General features: G+C 73.9%; 12 protein-coding genes. 10 read left to right on the top strand and 2 right to left on the bottom strand.

The genetic code is table 11. The features are described 5' to 3' along the window. Positions 1–259 precede the first annotated feature (259 nt). From dusB to ACIQTO_RS18695, 5 genes are all read left to right on the top strand, one after another. A complete protein-coding gene (gene dusB, locus ACIQTO_RS18715) occupies positions 260–1,366 on the top strand; it encodes a tRNA dihydrouridine synthase DusB (RefSeq protein ID WP_402389267.1) in 1,107 nt (368 codons plus the stop codon). A 563-nt stretch (positions 1,367–1,929) separates the two neighbouring features. Further along, positions 1,930–4,638: a pyruvate, phosphate dikinase gene (gene ppdK / locus ACIQTO_RS18710; RefSeq protein ID WP_402388860.1), complete on the top strand. Its 2,709-nt coding sequence runs from the start codon at positions 1,930–1,932 to the stop codon at positions 4,636–4,638. A gap of 323 nt (positions 4,639–4,961) precedes the next feature. Beyond that, on the top strand, positions 4,962–5,492 hold the full coding sequence (locus ACIQTO_RS18705; RefSeq protein WP_402388857.1) for a ribonuclease domain-containing protein: 531 nt from the start codon (positions 4,962–4,964) through the stop codon (positions 5,490–5,492). A gap of 119 nt (positions 5,493–5,611) precedes the next feature. Then, complete coding sequence (locus ACIQTO_RS18700; protein WP_402388855.1) at positions 5,612–6,091, top strand: hypothetical protein; 480 nt, start codon at positions 5,612–5,614, stop codon at positions 6,089–6,091. After that, on the top strand, positions 6,091–6,408 hold the full coding sequence (locus tag ACIQTO_RS18695; RefSeq protein WP_402388852.1) for a transcriptional regulator: 318 nt from the start codon (positions 6,091–6,093) through the stop codon (positions 6,406–6,408). The genes ACIQTO_RS18700 and ACIQTO_RS18695 overlap by 1 nt, the downstream gene beginning before the upstream one ends. 72 nt (positions 6,409–6,480) lie before the next feature. Here ACIQTO_RS18695 and ACIQTO_RS18690 read toward each other — a convergent pair whose 3' ends face one another. Beyond that, positions 6,481–7,476, bottom strand: coding sequence for a hypothetical protein (locus ACIQTO_RS18690; RefSeq protein ID WP_402388849.1), 996 nt, complete (start codon positions 7,474–7,476; stop codon positions 6,481–6,483). 109 nt (positions 7,477–7,585) lie between these two features. On the opposite strand from ACIQTO_RS18690, the gene ACIQTO_RS18685 reads away from it, so the two are divergent. Then, positions 7,586–8,845, top strand: coding sequence for an ADP-ribosylglycohydrolase family protein (locus ACIQTO_RS18685; RefSeq protein ID WP_402388846.1), 1,260 nt, complete (start codon positions 7,586–7,588; stop codon positions 8,843–8,845). Here the strand turns inward: ACIQTO_RS18685 and ACIQTO_RS18680 are convergent. Then, positions 8,835–9,563: a GNAT family N-acetyltransferase gene (locus tag ACIQTO_RS18680; protein ID WP_402388843.1), complete on the bottom strand. Its 729-nt coding sequence runs from the start codon at positions 9,561–9,563 to the stop codon at positions 8,835–8,837. The genes ACIQTO_RS18685 and ACIQTO_RS18680 overlap by 11 nt on opposite strands. A gap of 690 nt (positions 9,564–10,253) precedes the next feature. Here ACIQTO_RS18680 and ACIQTO_RS18675 point away from each other — a divergent pair. The 4 genes from ACIQTO_RS18675 (at position 10,254) to dnaG (ending at position 15,807) form a co-directional block, all read left to right on the top strand. Beyond that, the gene (locus ACIQTO_RS18675) at positions 10,254–11,198 is read left to right on the top strand and encodes a PAC2 family protein (RefSeq protein WP_402388840.1); all 945 of its coding nucleotides are present in this window, start codon (positions 10,254–10,256) and stop codon (positions 11,196–11,198) included. A gap of 198 nt (positions 11,199–11,396) precedes the next feature. Continuing rightward, positions 11,397–12,386: an SGNH/GDSL hydrolase family protein gene (locus ACIQTO_RS18670; RefSeq protein WP_402388837.1), complete on the top strand. Its 990-nt coding sequence runs from the start codon at positions 11,397–11,399 to the stop codon at positions 12,384–12,386. A gap of 149 nt (positions 12,387–12,535) precedes the next feature. Next, positions 12,536–13,846 (top strand): deoxyguanosinetriphosphate triphosphohydrolase, encoded by a 1,311-nt coding sequence (locus ACIQTO_RS18665; protein WP_402388836.1) that lies wholly within the window; start codon positions 12,536–12,538, stop codon positions 13,844–13,846. A gap of 53 nt (positions 13,847–13,899) precedes the next feature. Further along, positions 13,900–15,807 (top strand): DNA primase, encoded by a 1,908-nt coding sequence (gene dnaG, locus ACIQTO_RS18660; RefSeq protein ID WP_402388833.1) that lies wholly within the window; start codon positions 13,900–13,902, stop codon positions 15,805–15,807. Positions 15,808–15,868: the final 61 nt, after the last annotated feature.

Genomic DNA, 15,868 nt, shown 5'->3' with positions numbered 1-15,868 from the left:
GCGTACGGCCGGTGCCGGCGGGCCCGGCGGGCAGCACCGACGGCCCCCGGCACGCGGTGGGGGACAATGAAGAGTCCCGAACCCCCGTCCACGAGGTCAGCCGCGCATGACAGCCACGCTCGACACCACCGCGTCCGCGACCGCGTCCGCCACGCCCGCCGACACCGCGTCCGACACCGCGCCCGCCGCCGCGCCCACGTCCGCCGCGCCCACCGCGACCGCGACCACCTCCGAGTTCGCGCCGCTGACGATCGGCCCGATGCGGGTGTGGCCACCCGTCGTGCTGGCGCCGATGGCCGGCATCACCAACGCGCCCTTCCGCACCCTCTGCCGCGAGCAGAGCGGCGGCAAGGGCCTGTACGTGAGCGAGATGATCACCACGCGGGCCCTGGTCGAGCGCAACGCCAAGACCATGCAGCTGATCAAGTTCGACGCGAGCGAGAAGCCGCGCTCGATCCAGCTGTACGGGGTGGACCCGGTGACCGTCGGCAAGGCCGCCCGGATGATCGCCGACGAGGGCCTGGCCGACCACATCGACCTCAACTTCGGCTGCCCCGTCCCCAAGGTGACCCGCAAGGGCGGCGGCTCGGCGCTGCCGTACAAGCGCAACCTGCTGCGTGAGCTGCTGCGCGAGGCCGTGGCCAACGCGGGGGACCTCCCGGTCACCATGAAGATGCGCAAGGGCATCGACGACGACCACCTCACCTACCTCGACGCGGGCCGGATCGGCGCCGAGGAGGGCGTCGCCGCCATCGCGCTGCACGGGCGCACCGCCGCCCAGCACTACGGGGGCACGGCGGACTGGTCGGCGATCGCCCGGCTGCGCGAGTCCGTGCCGGCGCACGTCCCGGTGCTCGGCAACGGGGACATCTGGTCGGCGGACGACGCGCTGCGGATGATGCGCGAGACCGGTTGCGACGGTGTGGTGGTCGGCCGTGGCTGCCTCGGCCGGCCGTGGCTGTTCAAGGACCTGGTCGCGATCTTCGAGGGCGAGGTCGACTACGCCCGCCCGAGCTTCGCGGACGTGGCGCGGGCGATGGTGCGCCACGCGCAGCTGCTCGGGGAGTGGATCGGGGACGAGGCCCGCGGCGTGATCGACTTCCGCAAGCACGTCGCCTGGTACACCAAGGGCTTCTCGGTCGGCTCCGAACTGCGGGTGAGGCTGGCCAACTCCTCCTCGCTCGCCGAGTTGGCCGAAACCCTGTCCATGGTGGAGCAGTCCCAGCTCTGGCCGGCCGGTGCGGACGGCCCGCGCGGGCGCACCAGCGGCAACAACCGGGTGGTTCTGCCGGAAGGCTGGTTGGACGATCCGTATGACTGCGCTCTGCCCAGTGCGGACGCCGAATCGGACACCTCTGGCGGTTGATCTGTCCCCAGTGGCGAAAATGGCCCTCGACGGCCTCTCGCCAAGGCGTCCCAGCCCTCTTGTCCCATCTGGACAAGAGGGCTCCTTTTTGGTGCGCCGACATCACGGAACGAGCACGAAGCTGGACACAGTGCGACGATCGACGGAGGGGGACTACGTTCGACGGGCGAGATGCGTCCGTGACGCTTGCCACATGCCGTGGCGCCTGATGGTCCTTCAGAGGACGAAATGGACAGGTCGGCGGGGAATCGCTTCCCGAAGGGGGTGACGCGGGATCGGGTGCTCGGGGTGCAGGAAATCAAGCCGGGGCAACACGCTGGACCGCCGACCGCTACCGTGCGTCCCCTTCGTGTGATCTTCCGGTTTCCTTGTGTTCAAGAGTTGAACGCTAGCTCGCGTCATCCGGACGATTTCACCAACAGAGGTGAACGCCTTTATGTGCATTCGATCTGTCGGGTTACCACCGGGTACCGGCCTCGTACGGCCTATTGGCGGCGCGGAAGCGCCTTCGAAATGGGTATGTTCTCCGGCGTCAGGGCAACCGTGTGCGAGGAGACCGACCCGTGCCGTCCCAGCAGAAGTTTGTTTACTCCTTCACCGAAGGAAACAAGGACCTCAAGGATCTTCTCGGCGGCAAGGGCGCGAACCTGGCCGAGATGACCAACCTGGGCCTCCCCGTCCCTCCGGGGTTCACCATCACCACCGAGGCCTGCAAGGTCTTCCTGGAGACCGGCAGTGAGCCCGCCTCGCTGCACAAGGAGATCAGCGCCCACCTGGACGCCCTTGAGCAGGAGATGGGCAAGCGGCTCGGCCAGGCCGACAACCCGCTGCTGGTCTCGGTCCGCTCCGGGGCCAAGTTCTCCATGCCCGGCATGATGGACACCGTCCTGAACATCGGCCTCTCCGACGCCTCGGTGGTCGGCCTGGTCGCGCAGTCCGGCAACGAGCGCTTCGCCTGGGACTCCTACCGCCGCCTGGTCCAGATGTTCGGCAAGACCGTGCTGGGCGTCGACGGCGAGCTGTTCGAGGAGGCCCTGGACGAGGCCAAGCACGCCAAGGACACCGTCAACGACCTGGACCTGGACGCTTCCGACCTCCGGGAACTGGTCGAGGTGTTCAAGGGCATCGTCGAGCGCGAGACCGGCCGGGCCTTCCCGCAGGACCCGCGCGAGCAGATGGACCTCGCCATCCACGCCGTCTTCCACTCCTGGAACGGCGACCGGGCGCGGCTCTACCGCCGCCAGGAGCGCATCCCGAACGACCTGGGGACCGCGGTCAACGTCTGTTCCATGGTCTTCGGCAACCTCGGCGAGGACTCCGGCACCGGTGTCGCCTTCACCCGTGACCCCTCCACGGGCGCCGTCGGCGTCTACGGCGACTACCTCTCCAACGCCCAGGGCGAGGACGTCGTCGCCGGCATCCGCAACACCCTGCCGCTCGCCGACCTGGAGCAGCTCGACAAGAAGTCGTACGACGAGCTGATGGCGATCATGCAGACGCTGGAGACCCACTACCGGGACCTCTGCGACATCGAGTTCACCATCGAGCGCGGCAAGCTCTGGATGCTGCAGACCCGGGTCGGCAAGCGCACCGCCGCCGCCGCCTTCCGGATCGCCGTCCAGCTGGTCGACCAGGGCCTGATCGACCTGGACGAGGCCCTCATGCGGGTCACCGGCGGCCAGCTCTCCCAGCTGATGTTCCCGCGCTTCGCCCCCAACGCCGAGTCCAAGCAGATCGCCCGGGGCCTCGCCGCCTCGCCCGGCGCCGCGATCGGCAAGATCGTCTTCGACTCCTACACCGCGGTGAAGTGGTCGCGCTCGGGCGAGAAGGTCATCCTGGTCCGCCGCGAGACCAACCCGGACGACCTGGACGGCATGATCGCCGCCGAGGGCATCCTCACCTCGCGCGGCGGCAAGACCTCGCACGCCGCCGTCGTCGCCCGCGGCATGGGCAAGACCTGTGTCTGCGGTGCCGAGGAGCTGGAGGTCGACACCAAGCGCCGCCGGATGACCACCGCCGACGGCCTGGAGCTGGAGGAGGGCGACGTCGTCTCGATCGACGGCGCCACCGGCAAGGTCTACCTCGGCGAGGTACCCGTGCTCCCCTCCGCGGTGGTGGAGTACTTCGAGGGCACCCTGCACGCCGGCGCCGACGTCCAGGGCGGTCTGGTCCAGGCCGTGCACCGGCTGATGTCGCACGCCGACGTCCGTCGCCGGCTGGCCGTGCGGGCCAACGCCGACAACTCCGAGGACGGCGGCCGCGCCCGCCGCTACGGCGCGCAGGGCATCGGCCTGTGCCGCACCGAGCACATGTTCCTCGGTGAGGAGCGCCGCAAGGAGGTCGAGCACCTGATCCTGGCGGACAACGACAAGGACCGCGAGACCGCGCTCTCGACCCTGCTGCCGCTGCAGAAGGGCGACTTCCTGGAGCTCTTCCAGGCGATGGACGGGCTGCCGGTCACCGTCCGCCTGCTCGACCCGCCGCTGCACGAGTTCCTGCCGGACATCACCGAGCTGTCGGTGCGCGTCGCCCTCGCCGAGGCCCGCAAGGACCCGAACGAGAACGACCTGCGGCTGCTCCAGGCGGTGCACAAGCTGCACGAGCAGAACCCGATGCTCGGCCTGCGCGGCGTCCGCCTCGGCCTGGTCATCCCCGGCCTGTTCGGCATGCAGGTGCGCGCCATCGCCGAGGCCGCCGCCGAGCGCAAGCTGGCCGGCGGGGACCCCCGCCCCGAGGTGATGATCCCGCTGGTCGGCACCGTCCAGGAGCTGGAGCTGGTCCGCGACGAGTGCGAGCGGGTGCTCGCCGAGGTCGCCCAGTCCACCGGCGTCCACCTGGACATCAAGCTCGGCACCATGATCGAGCTGCCGCGCGCCGCCGTGACGGCCGGCCAGATCGCCGAGGCCGCCGAGTTCTTCTCCTTCGGCACCAACGACCTCACCCAGACGGTGTGGGGCTTCTCCCGGGACGACGTGGAGGCCTCCTTCTTCACGGCCTACCTGGAGAAGGGCATCTTCGGGGTCTCGCCGTTCGAGACCATCGACCGTGACGGCGTCGGCGCGCTGGTCAAGCACGCCGTCGAGGCCGGCCGGGCCACCCGCCCCGACCTCAAGCTCGGCGTCTGCGGCGAGCACGGCGGCGACCCGGAGTCGGTGCACTTCTTCCACGAGGTGGGGCTGGACTACGTCTCCTGCTCCCCCTTCCGGATCCCGGTGGCGCGCCTGGAGGCAGGCCGCGCCGCCATCGAGACGGCGGGCAGCGACTCGCGCTGAGTGCGGCGCCCCGGCCAGGCATCGGCCGGGGCACCGTCGGCGCGGTTCGGTCGCTGACCGCACCCCCTCCCACCGGGGAGGGCGTACACCGGGGCTCGGCGCAGGAGAACCGGCGTACGTATCGCGACCGGGGTGGGAACGGACAACGGCGTCCGTTCCCACCCCGGTCGCATTTCTCTGCCCGCCCGTCCGCAGGGGTGCCCGCCCGTCCGCCCGCCCGCGGGTCTGCCCGCCCGGCTGCCCCGAGGGGCCGCCCCGGGTGTGGCCGCGGCCACGCGTGTGGCTGGCCGGCCGGGGCCCGGCCGGCTGCCAAGCTGGAGCGCATGACCAGCAAGAACCGCCTGTCCGCCCTGGCGGCCGTCCTGATCTGCGCGCTCGCCGCGGTCGTCGGCTACCTCCTCTCGGACGACGGGACGGACCGTCCGAAGGCCGCCGCCTCCGCCTCGGCCCCCTCCTCCGTCGCCTCCGCCGGCGCGACCGCCACGGGCCCCAGGCCCTCCGCCCCCAGGTCGTCCCCGCCCGCCGGCACCACCCCGGCCCCGGCCGGCGGCTGGGTGCCGGCCGATCCCGCGCTGGCCGACGTCTGCCGCACCAAGCTGCCCACCCAGGCCCTCGACACCCTCGGCCTGATCGCCAGGGGCGGCCCCTACCCGTACCGCTCGGACGGCATCGTCTTCGAGAACCGGGAGAACCGCCTCCCGCGCAAGGCCTCCGGCTACTACCACGAGTACACCGTGGTGACCCCGGGGTCCGGTGACCGCGGCGCCCGACGGGTCGTCACCGGCGGCATCGGGGAGCAGTACTGGACGGCCGACCACTACGGCTCCTTCCAGGAGATCGACGCGCGCTGCTGACTCCTCCGGGGCGGAACGCCACCTGGGAAAGTACTTTCCACTTTGGAAAGTAGATGCCATAGTGGAAGGACCGACAACGCCGGGTGCCCGTGGGCGCCCGGGCCATCCAGGGGGATTCCATGAGCACCGCCGAGCCCGCCGAACCCGCCGACCTGCCCGCCGCCGAGGCGCTGCGCCTGGCCGCACGGGCCAGGGCCGCCGCCCAGGCCCCGGGCCGCCTGCCCGGCTGGTACGGCCCGGCCTTCGCGGTGGCCTTCGCCGTCTACGGCACCGGCGTCGGACAGGCCGTCGGGGCCGGGCTGGGCTGGCTGAGCGCCCTGTTCGGGCTGGTCTTCGCCGCCCTGACCGGCGCCCTGGCCCGGATCGCGATGAACGAAGGCGGCATCGTGCACCGGATGGCACCCGGCCTGACCCGCCCGGTCCTGCTGGCCGTCCTCGGAGTGATCGCGGCGGGGCTGGCCGCCATGCTGCTCGCCTGGCTGGCGGGCGGCGGCGCGCGGTGGACGGGCGCGGCGGCCGGCGTGGCGGCCGGGGCGGCGTTCTGGGCGGCCACCGGCCGGCTCAACGCGTGGATCCGCCGGACGCCGGCGGTCCACTGATGCCGGCCGCACTCGATCCGCTGCTCCAGCACCCGACCAGACTGACCGTGCTGGCCTTCCTGGGCGCCTGCGCCGAGGCCGAGTTCGCCACCGTCCGCGACCACTGCGAGGTCTCCGACTCGGCGCTCAGCAAGGCGGCCGCCGCGCTGGAGGAGGCCGGATACGTGGCGGTGAAGAAGGGGTACGTCGGCAAGCGCCCGCGGACCTGGCTCAGCGCGACCAAGGCCGGCCGCAAGGCGCTGGCCGCCCATCTCGCCGAACTCCAGCGGCTGGTGGCCGCGGCCGAGGCCGCCGGCGCCGCGCAGGAGCGGGCTTGAGCCCGCGCCCGGCCCGCACGTAGCACCCACCCGCCCCCCCCGCACCCACCCGGCCCGTACCCCGCGCACGCCCTACCGGGCCCGCCGCCAGCCGATCCGCGCGTGCGGGCCGTGCGGGCCGGTGGCGAGCAGGGTGCGCAGCTCCCGCAGCACCGGCTCCGGGTCCCGCCGCAGCTGGACGGGCGTGGCGCGGACGACCGGGAGGCCGGCGGCGGTGAGGCGGTTGGCCCGGGCCAGACTCCGCTCGTGGTCGGCCGGGCGCAGGTGCCAGGCCCGTGAGTCGATCTCCAGGGCCACGCAGGCCCGCGGCCAGTAGGCGTCCGGGACGGCGAGGAAGCGTCCGTCCAGGAACAGCACCGGGTTCCAGAGCGGCTCCGGCAGGCCGGCCTTCCGGACCAGCGCGCGGGCCTCGCCCTCGACGACCGACCGGACCCCGGCCGCGAGGTCCTCCACCACCTGGGCGACCCGCGGCAGCGCGAGCGCCCCCGGACGGGCGAGCAACTGGTCCAGCAGCTCGCCCAGATCGCAGTGCCGCCGCTGGACCGCCTCCGCGCAGAGCGCCCGGAACCGCCGCTGGCCGCTCTCCCGCGGCGCCAGGTCGGCCAGCGCCCGCGCGACCGTCGTGCTCCACAGCCCGTCGTCCCGTTCGAACCCGCCCGGCATCGCCCCGAAGGCCCGGTGGATCCGGACGAAGTCGCGGTCCGCGACCCGGCGCGGGCCCGGGACCAGCACGTCGACGCCCTTCAGGTCGGCCGGGTGCCCGGCGGACGGCAGCCCGGCCGAGGCCAGCACGGCCTCCCCGGTCAGCAGCACCTCGCCGGGCCGCGCCGACCGCCCCTTCGGGGCCGCGTAGGCGAGCGCCGCGCGCAGCCGTTGATGGGCGCTCAGCCGCCCGCTCTGCAGCTGGATCACCCGTGGCAGCACCTGCTGCCAGGGCCCGCCCGGCCGCAGCCGGTGCGCGATGGTGCCGGACGGCACCCCGAGCCCGCGCAGCTGCGCCCGGGTGACGATGTGCTGCTGGTCGGCGCCGAGCAGCAGCAGGGGGTCGAGGAGCTCCGTACGGGTCATGCCGGGGTGCTTCCCGACCGGGTCGGGGGTATGCGGAACATCGCCCGTCGGAGGGCCTTCCGCGAACGGCGTTGACGCGGCGTCGGCCGACGGGGTGAGCTTGGCCACGATGACGACCCCTCACACCGGCCCGGCGCTCGACGCCCTCAACGGCCTTTCCGTGGGCGACGCCCTCGGCGCCCAGTACTTCGTCCCCGACACCGCTGCGGCCCACTTCGCGGCCCGTACCGTCCCGCCCGGCCCCTGGCCGTGGACCGACGACACCGAGATGGCCTGCTCGGTGTACGCGGCGCGGGCGGAGCGCGGCACGATCGACACCTTCGACCTCACCCACGCCTTCGCCCGCCGGCACGACTTCGACCGCGGCTACGGCCCCGCCGCCAACCGCCTGCTCCGCCTGGTCCGTGAGGGCGGCGACGCCAAGGCGCTGGCCGCCGGGCTGTTCGACGGCCAGGGCTCCTACGGCAACGGCGCCGCGATGCGGATCGCCCCGCTGGGGGCGCTGTACGCGGCCGATCCGGCGGAGGTGGTCCGGCCGGCCGCCGAGACGGCGCTGATCACCCACACCCACCCGCAGGCCGTCGACGGGGCGGTCGCCGTCGCGGTGGCCGCCGCCTACGCGGTGCGGGCCCGGACCGAGGCCATGACGCCGGAGGGCTTCCTGACGGAGGTCCGCCACCACACGCCGGCCGGCGCCGTCCACGACGGTCTGACCGAGGCGATCGCGCTGCTCGCCGAGCCGGACCTCCGGGTCGCCGCCCGGGTGCTCGGCAACGGCAGCCGGACCAGTGCCGCCGACACCGTCCCCTACGCCCTCTGGTGCGCCGCCCGCGGGCTGACCGACTACCCGGCGGCGATCCGGGAGGCGATCGGCGCCGGCGGGGACATGGACACCGTCGCCGCCGTCACCGGCGGCGTGGTCGCCGCGCACACCGGGACGGCCGGCATCCCGGCCGGCTGGCTGGCCGCCCGCGAGCCGCTGCCGGCCTGGGCGTTCCCGGAGCCCGGCAGCGTCCCCGGCGACCGGGGCACCCCGCCGATGCGGATCCCGCGTCCCCACCCCGTGCCGGACGTGGTGTGGACCGAGGAGCAGTGGCAGCGGATCCGGACCGGGGCGGCGCCGGACGCGCCGGACCGGCGGTGGCGCGTCCACACCCGGGAGGGTGTCCTGCGGTTCTGCCGTCCGGAGGGGCACGCCGTCTTCGAGGTCGTGGTCGGCCGGGTGCGCGACGGCTGGCGCCCGGTGTCCGCGGTCGTCGAGGCGAGCCACGACCGGTGGCCGGCCGCGCCGGGCCCCGGTCGCGACCTCGACGTCCTCACCCGCCTGCTGAGGGGGGCCGCCACCGGGGAACCGCCGCTCAGGCCGTGATCAGCTGCCCGGCGCCGCCGCCGTGTCTAAGGCACTCCTGGTTGATCGCCCGTTCCGGGGCGCTCGGCGAGGTGGCGGCGGCGATCCGCAGCTCGATGATGTCCCGCACGGCGGGCCATTCGGAGTCGAGGATCGAGTAGAACGCGGTGGAGCGCACCACTCCGTCCAGCCCGCGCGAGTGGGCCCGGCGCACGCCCTCCGAGGTCGCGCCGAGCCGCTCGATCGCGGCCCGGGAGCGCAGGTTGCGGGCGTCGGCGCGCATCGAGATCCGCTGCACCCGCCACTCCTCGAAGGCGTGGCGCAGCATCAGCAGCTTCGCCTCGGTGTTGATGCCGCTGCCCTGGGCCCGGGGGGAGAGCCAGGTGTTGCCGATCTCGGCGGCGTCCGGGACGGCCGTGGCCGGGTCGCCGAACGGCACGCCGGGCACCGGCGGCCAGACGACCGGGCCCTGCCAGTAGTCGAGTTCGAGGAACCGGGTGGAGCCGACCACCCGGCCGTCCGCGAGGCTCACCGTCGCGAACGGCAGTGCCCGGCCCGCGGCCCGGTCGGCGAGGGCGCGCGCGATGTACTCGCGGGCCGCTTCCAGGCCGTGCGGGACGGGGGTGAAGGCGTAGGTCGTACGGTCCTCGGCGCCGGCCTCGGCGATGGCCTCGGCATGGTGCGCGGCAAGGGGCTCCAGCCGCACAGTGCGGCCGGTGAGGATGACAGGTACGGGCACGGAACCTTCGGTCCTTCATCGGTCGGAGGGCGCGTCCCGCGCCGGGGTGCGGCTCGGGCTGCGTGGACGTTCGCCCCGATCCCGGAGTCCGGCCGCCCGTGCCCGTGCACGCCGGAGGCCGGTCGAGCGGGGTGGGGGGCGGCGGCCCGGAGGCGGGCAGCGCGGTGCCGGAGCGGACACGGGTCGACGGACCGGTCCGGCGGGATGAGCGAGGGGACAGTGTGCGTCCGCGAGATGGCCGAAGAGGAAACGGGAGCGCGAAGGGAAGCAGGCGGCCAGATGAAGGCAAGATGCGTCGTGGGTGGCTGGCCGAGCACCGGGCCGGGACGTGATCGACGGCGTTACGGACGACGTGACGACGACGCGACGATGCGAGGCAGCGAGAGGACGATACCCGCCAGAAGGCGGTGCGTCACCTCGCGGCACACGAATGGGCGCGCGGGCCCCCCGGACGCGCGCCCGGGAGGGGCTTCGGGCGCCCGTGACCAGCGGGTTTCCCGCCGGGTGCGATCATGGTTCGGAGGGCGCCGCGGCGCGGCTCCGGGGGCACCCGGGCGGGTCGCCGGGCGTTGACCGGGGAAGCGGCCGGGCGACGGCCGCGCGCGGCGGGAATTCCGGCGGCGCCCGGCACGCTGCAGACGACGAGTAGCCGGTACGAGTCGACGAGTAGAGAACGGGGTTGGGTGCGCGGTGCGTGATCCCCAGGAGCTGTACGAGCTGGATCAGCAGGGCGTGGCCGCCGTGGCGGCGGCGAAGGCCGCGTTGGCCGACACCGGTGCGGGCCTGGTGCTGCTCCACCACTTCGAGGGCTTCATGGACGCCGGCGAGGCCGGCGGCCAGGTGGTGGACCACCTGCTGGAGGAGGGCACCCCGCAGGTGGTGGCCCGCTTCGACCACGACCGCCTGGTGGACTACCGGGCCCGCCGCCCCGCGATGCTCTTCGACCGGGAGCACTGGGCCTCCTACGAGCCGCCGGAGATCCTCCTCCGGCTCGTCCACGACGCGGCCGGCTCGCCCTTCCTGCTGCTCACCGGCCCCGAGCCGGACGTCGAGTGGGAGCGCTTCGCCGCCGCCGTGCGCCTGCTCGCCGAGCGCTTCGAGGTCCGGCTGGCGCTGGACTTCCACGGCATCCCGATGGGCGTGCCGCACACCCGCCCGGTCGGCCTGACCCCGCACGGCAACCGGCTGGACCTCGCCCCCGGCTACCCGCAGTGGTTCGAGCAGGCCCAGGTGCCGGGCAGCGCCCAGGCCCTGTTGGAGTACCGGCTCGCCGAGGCCGGCCACGACGTGCTGGGCTTCGCCGTGCACGTGCCGCACTACGTGGCGCGCTCGGCCTACCCGGCGGCCGCGGTGCTCATCCTGGAGGCCGTGCAGTCGGCCACCGGTCTGGTGCTGCCGGGCACCAAGCTGCGCGAGCGGGTGGGCGAGGTGTACGCCGACATCGAGGAGCAGCTGACCCACGGGGACGGCGAGTTGCGCTCGGCGATCCGCGGCATGGAGGGCCAGTACGACGCCGTCGCGGGCGCGGAGGGCCGGGAGAGCCTGCTGGCCGAGCCGGTCGACCTGCCGTCGGCGGACGAGCTGGGCCGGCGCTTCGAGCAGTTCCTGGCCGAGCACGAGCGCGGCCCCGAGTAGCCCGCGGGCCCCGATCGCCCGGCCCCGAGCGCCGGGCCCCGAGCAGGCCCGAGCGGCCCCGACGTCCGCGCCGGGGATCGCGCGCCCGGGCCGGGAGCGATCGGGGGCCGTCGTTCGTTGCCGGTGCGGTGCCCGGGGGACGGGCCGTTGTCAGAAGGAAACGTCGCCGGCTCCGGCCCCCGGGGGGATTCCATGCCCATGTCCACACGTCCGACCGCGGTACTCGTCGCCGGGCTCAGCGCGCTGCTGCTCGCCGCGTGCAGCTCCGCCGGCGGCTCCTCCGATGCCCCCGCCGGGTCACCGGACGGCCCCCACCCGGTGCGGGCCACCCCGACGCCCACCCCGACCCCGACGCCCACCGGACCGTACGTCGCCCTCGGGGACTCCTACACCGCGGGCCTGAAGATCTCCCCGCAGGTCGGCGAACCGAAGGGCTGCGCCCGCTCGGCCGTCAACTACCCCTCCCTGGTGGCGAAGGCGCTCGGGCTGGCGGACGGCCGGTTCAAGGACGTCAGCTGCAGCGGTGCCCGCACCGGGGACCTCACCGGCTCCCAGCAGACCGACGGCGGCGGGGCCAATCCGCCGCAGCTGGACGCGCTCTCCCCGGCCACCCGCCTGGTCACGGTCGGGATCGGCGGCAACGACGCCGGGTTCATGGAGGTCGTCGGCGAGTGCGCCAAGGAGAACCTGGCGGACGCGGTGAAGAGCCTGATCGGCTCGGATCGGGCCGCGGCGCCGTGCCGGGAGCACTACGCCTCCGCCGGCGGCGCCGCCGACCAGGTGCAGCGCAAGGTGGACGCGGCCGGCGAACGGCTGGGCCAGGTGCTGCAGGAGGTCAAGCGCCGGTCCCCGCAGGCCCGGGTCTACGTGGTCGGCTACCCGGTGCTGCTGCCGGCCGATCCGGCGAGCTGCGTACCGGTGCTCGGCCGGACGGTCTCCGAGGGCGACCTGGGCTTCCTGGCCGAGAAGGAGCAGCAGTTGAACGCGATGCTCAAGCGCCGCGCGGAGACGGCCGGCGCGGTGTTCGTGGACGCGGCCGCGCCCTCGGTCGGCCACGACATGTGCGCCGGTGAGGCGGTGCGCTGGGTGGAGCCGCCCTTCCCGGCCCCCGGGCTGGCGGCGATCCACCCCAACGCCAGGGGCCAGGAGGGCGTGGCCGCAGCGGTGTTGAAGGCCGTCCGGGGCTGAACCGGGGGCCCGGCCGGGCCGGTCCCGGGGGGCCGGGGGCGGGCTTCGCGCCGCCCCCGGCCGGGCGGCCAAGGTTCACGCCCCGGCCCGCGCCCCTTCGCGCGCGGCTCACCCCGGCTGTCGGAGCCGCGGCGTACGGTGATTGGCATATGGACGACACCGCGCACCGCCTCACCGCCGCCCCGCTCCCGTACGACCACGCCGCCGAGGCCCGCTGGGTGCCCGAGCCGGACAAGCGCCCCGGCCGGACGGCGTTCCAGCGCGACCGCGCCCGCGTGCTGCACTCCGCCGCCCTGCGCCGACTGGCCGGCACCACCCAGGTGGTCGCCCCGATGCGCAGCGACTTCCCCCGGACGCGGCTGACCCACTCGCTCGAATGCGCCCAGGTCGGGCGGGAATTGGGCGCCGCCCTCGGCTGCGACCCGGACCTCGTCGAGACCGCCTGCCTGGCCCACGACATCGGCCACCCGCCGTTCGGCCACACCGGCGAGGAGGCCCTCGACCAGGCCGCCGAGGCCTGCGGCGGCTTCGAGGGCAACGCGCAGTCGCTGCGCATCCTCACCCGACTGGAGCCCAAGCGCTTCGCCCCGCAGGAGGAGCAGCCCGCCCGGCTCGCCCCCTGGCCCGGCCGCAGCGTGGGCCTCAACCTGACCCGCGCCGCGCTGGACGCCGCCACCAAGTACCCCTGGACGTACGGCGCGCACCCGCTCGACCCGGCCTCCTCCAAGTACGGCGTCTACGCCGACGACCTGCCGGTGTTCCGCTGGCTGCGGGCCGGCTCCCCGGCCGGGCGCAAGTGCTTCGAGGCCACCGTGATGGACTGGTCCGACGACGTCGCCTACTCCACCCACGACGTGGAGGACGGCCTCCAGGCCGGTCACATCGAGCCGGCCGTGCTGCGCGCCCCGGGCGAGCGCGCCGAACTGTTCAAGGTGGCCGAGCGCTACGCCCCCGACGCCGAACCCGAGGAGCTGGCCGCCGCGCTGGACCGACTGCTCGGCCAGGAGTGGTGGCCCAGCTCCTACGACGGCTCGGCCCGCGCCAGGGCCGGTCTGAAGGACCTCACCAGCCAGCTGATCGGCCGGTTCTGCCTGGCCGCCGAGCAGGCCACCCGGGCCCGCTACGGCCCCGGCCGGCTCACCCGCTACCGGGCCGAGCTGGTGGTGCCGCGGGACGTCCGGCTGGAGTGCGCGGTGCTCAAGGCCGTCGCCGTCCGCTTCGTGATGCAGCGCGACGAGCAGGCCCAGCTCCGGGCCCGCCAGCGGATCGTGATCGCCGAGCTGGCCGATGTCCTCGCGCGGCGCGCCCCCGAGGGCCTGGACCCGGTGTTCGCCACCCTCTACCGCGAGGCGGAGGACGACCGCGCCGCCCTCCGCGCGGTGATCGACCAGATCGCCACCCTCACCGACGCCTCCGCCCTGGCCCTGCACGCCAAGCTGCTGGGAACGGCCCGGCCGTGAGGAGACCGCCCCGGCGCGGTCGGCGATCGGCGCCGCCCCAGTAGACTTCCGGGGTGGCCGGTCGGATCAGGGACGAAGACGTACAGGCGGTGCGCAGCGCACTGCCGATCGACGTGGTGGTCGGCGACTACGTACAGCTCACCAATGGTGGCGGTGGCGAGTACAAGGGCGTCTGTCCCTTCCACGACGAGAAGTCCGCCTCCTTCTACGTGAACCCCGCCAAGGGCGTCTTCCACTGCTTCGGCTGCCAGGAGAACGGCGACACCATCGCCTTCCTGATGAAGATCGAGCACTTCACCTTCGCCGAGGCCGTCGAGCGGATGGCCGCCCAGGCCAACATCACGCTCCGCTACGAGGAGGGCGGCTACAGCCCCCGCCACCAGCAGGGCGAGCGCACCCGCCTGGTCGAGGCGCACAAGGTGGCCGGTGCCTGGTTCCGGGAGCAGCTCGGCTCGCCGGAGGCCGAGATCGGGCGGCGCTTCCTCGCCGAGCGCGGCTTCGACGAGGAGGCGGCGGCGACCTTCGGCGTCGGCTACGCCCCGGTCGGCTGGGAGAACCTGGTCCGCTACCTGCGGGGCAAGGGCTTCAGCGACAAGGAGATCCTGCTCGGCGGCCTGGCCTCGCAGGGCCAGCGCGGTGGCCTGATCGACCGCTTCCGGGGCCGGCTGGTCTGGCCCATCCGCGACATCGCCGGGGAGACGGTCGGCTTCGGCGCCCGCCGCCTGCGCGAGGACGACAACGGTCCGAAGTACCTGAACACCCCCGAGACGCCGATCTACAAGAAGTCCCACGTGCTGTACGGCATCGACCTGGCGAAGAAGGAGATCGCCAAGTCGGGCCGGGCCGTGGTGGTCGAGGGCTACACCGACGTCATGGCCTGTCACCTGGCCGGTGTCACCACCGCGGTGGCCACCTGCGGCACCGCGTTCGCCGAGGACCACATCAAGATCATCCGACGGCTGCTGATGGACACCTCCCAGTACCGCGGCGAGACGGTCTTCACCTTCGACGGCGACGCGGCCGGCCAGAAGGCCGCCCTGCGGGCCTTCGAGGACGACCAGAAGTTCGCCGCCAAGACCTCCATCGCGGTCAGCCCCGGCGGCATGGACCCGTGCGAACTGCGCCTGGCCAAGGGGGACGAGGCGGTCCGCGAGCTGATCGACAACCCCGTCCCGCTGTTCGAGTTCGCGCTGCGCTCGGCCGTCGCCCGGCACCGGGTGGAGAACCCGGAGGGCCGCTCGGCCGCGCTGGAGGAGGCCGCGCCGATCGTCGCCAAGATCAAGGACCGCTCGATCCAGCACCAGTACGCCGTCCGGCTGGCCGGCATGCTCGGCATCCTGGACGAGCAGTTCGTGGTCCGCCGGATCTCCCAACTGGCCCGTTGGGACCGGGAGCGCCAGCAGAACCCGCGCGCCGCCGGCCAGCAGCGCCGCCCCGAGCAGCCGCAACCGGTCAGGGCCGTCACCCCGCTGTTCCGCCTGAACCCGCGCGACCCGGCCCAGTTCGTCGAGCGCGAGCTGCTCAAGCTGGCCCTGCAGCACCCGGACCTCGTCGCGCCGACCTTCGATCAGTACGGCGAGGACGAGTTCCCGACCCCGCCGTACACGGCCGTGCGCCGGGCCATCGGCCAGGCCGGCGGAGCGGCGTCCGGGGCCGGCCAGGCCGACTTCACCAACGCGGTGCGCGAGGCGTGCCCGGACGACCAGGTGCGGTCGCTGGTGACCGAGCTCACCGTGGAGCCGGTGCGTTCGCGCCGCAAGGTGGACGCGATCTACGCGGGGGAGTTCCTGGTGAAACTGCGGCTCCAGGCGGTGGAGCAGCGGATCACCGAGGGGCGCGCCTACCTCAACCAGCTCCACGCCCGTGGCGCGAGCGAGGAGTGGAACGCGGTGAGCAGCGAGCTCTGGCAGCTCGAACAGTACAAGCAGCGCCTGCGCAGTCAGGGCGCCGCCGGGCTGTAGTCCCGCCGCAGAAAGTGCGCGCACGAGTCTCGGCCACGGAGTGTGGCGTGCCGCACACTGG

This window comes from Kitasatospora sp. NPDC091207 (genome assembly GCF_044768625.1).
In the GTDB taxonomy this organism is placed as follows: domain Bacteria; phylum Actinomycetota; class Actinomycetes; order Streptomycetales; family Streptomycetaceae; genus Kitasatospora.
The sequence above is the reverse complement of the archived record's forward strand: the minus strand, read 5'-3'. Positions and strand labels throughout refer to the sequence as shown.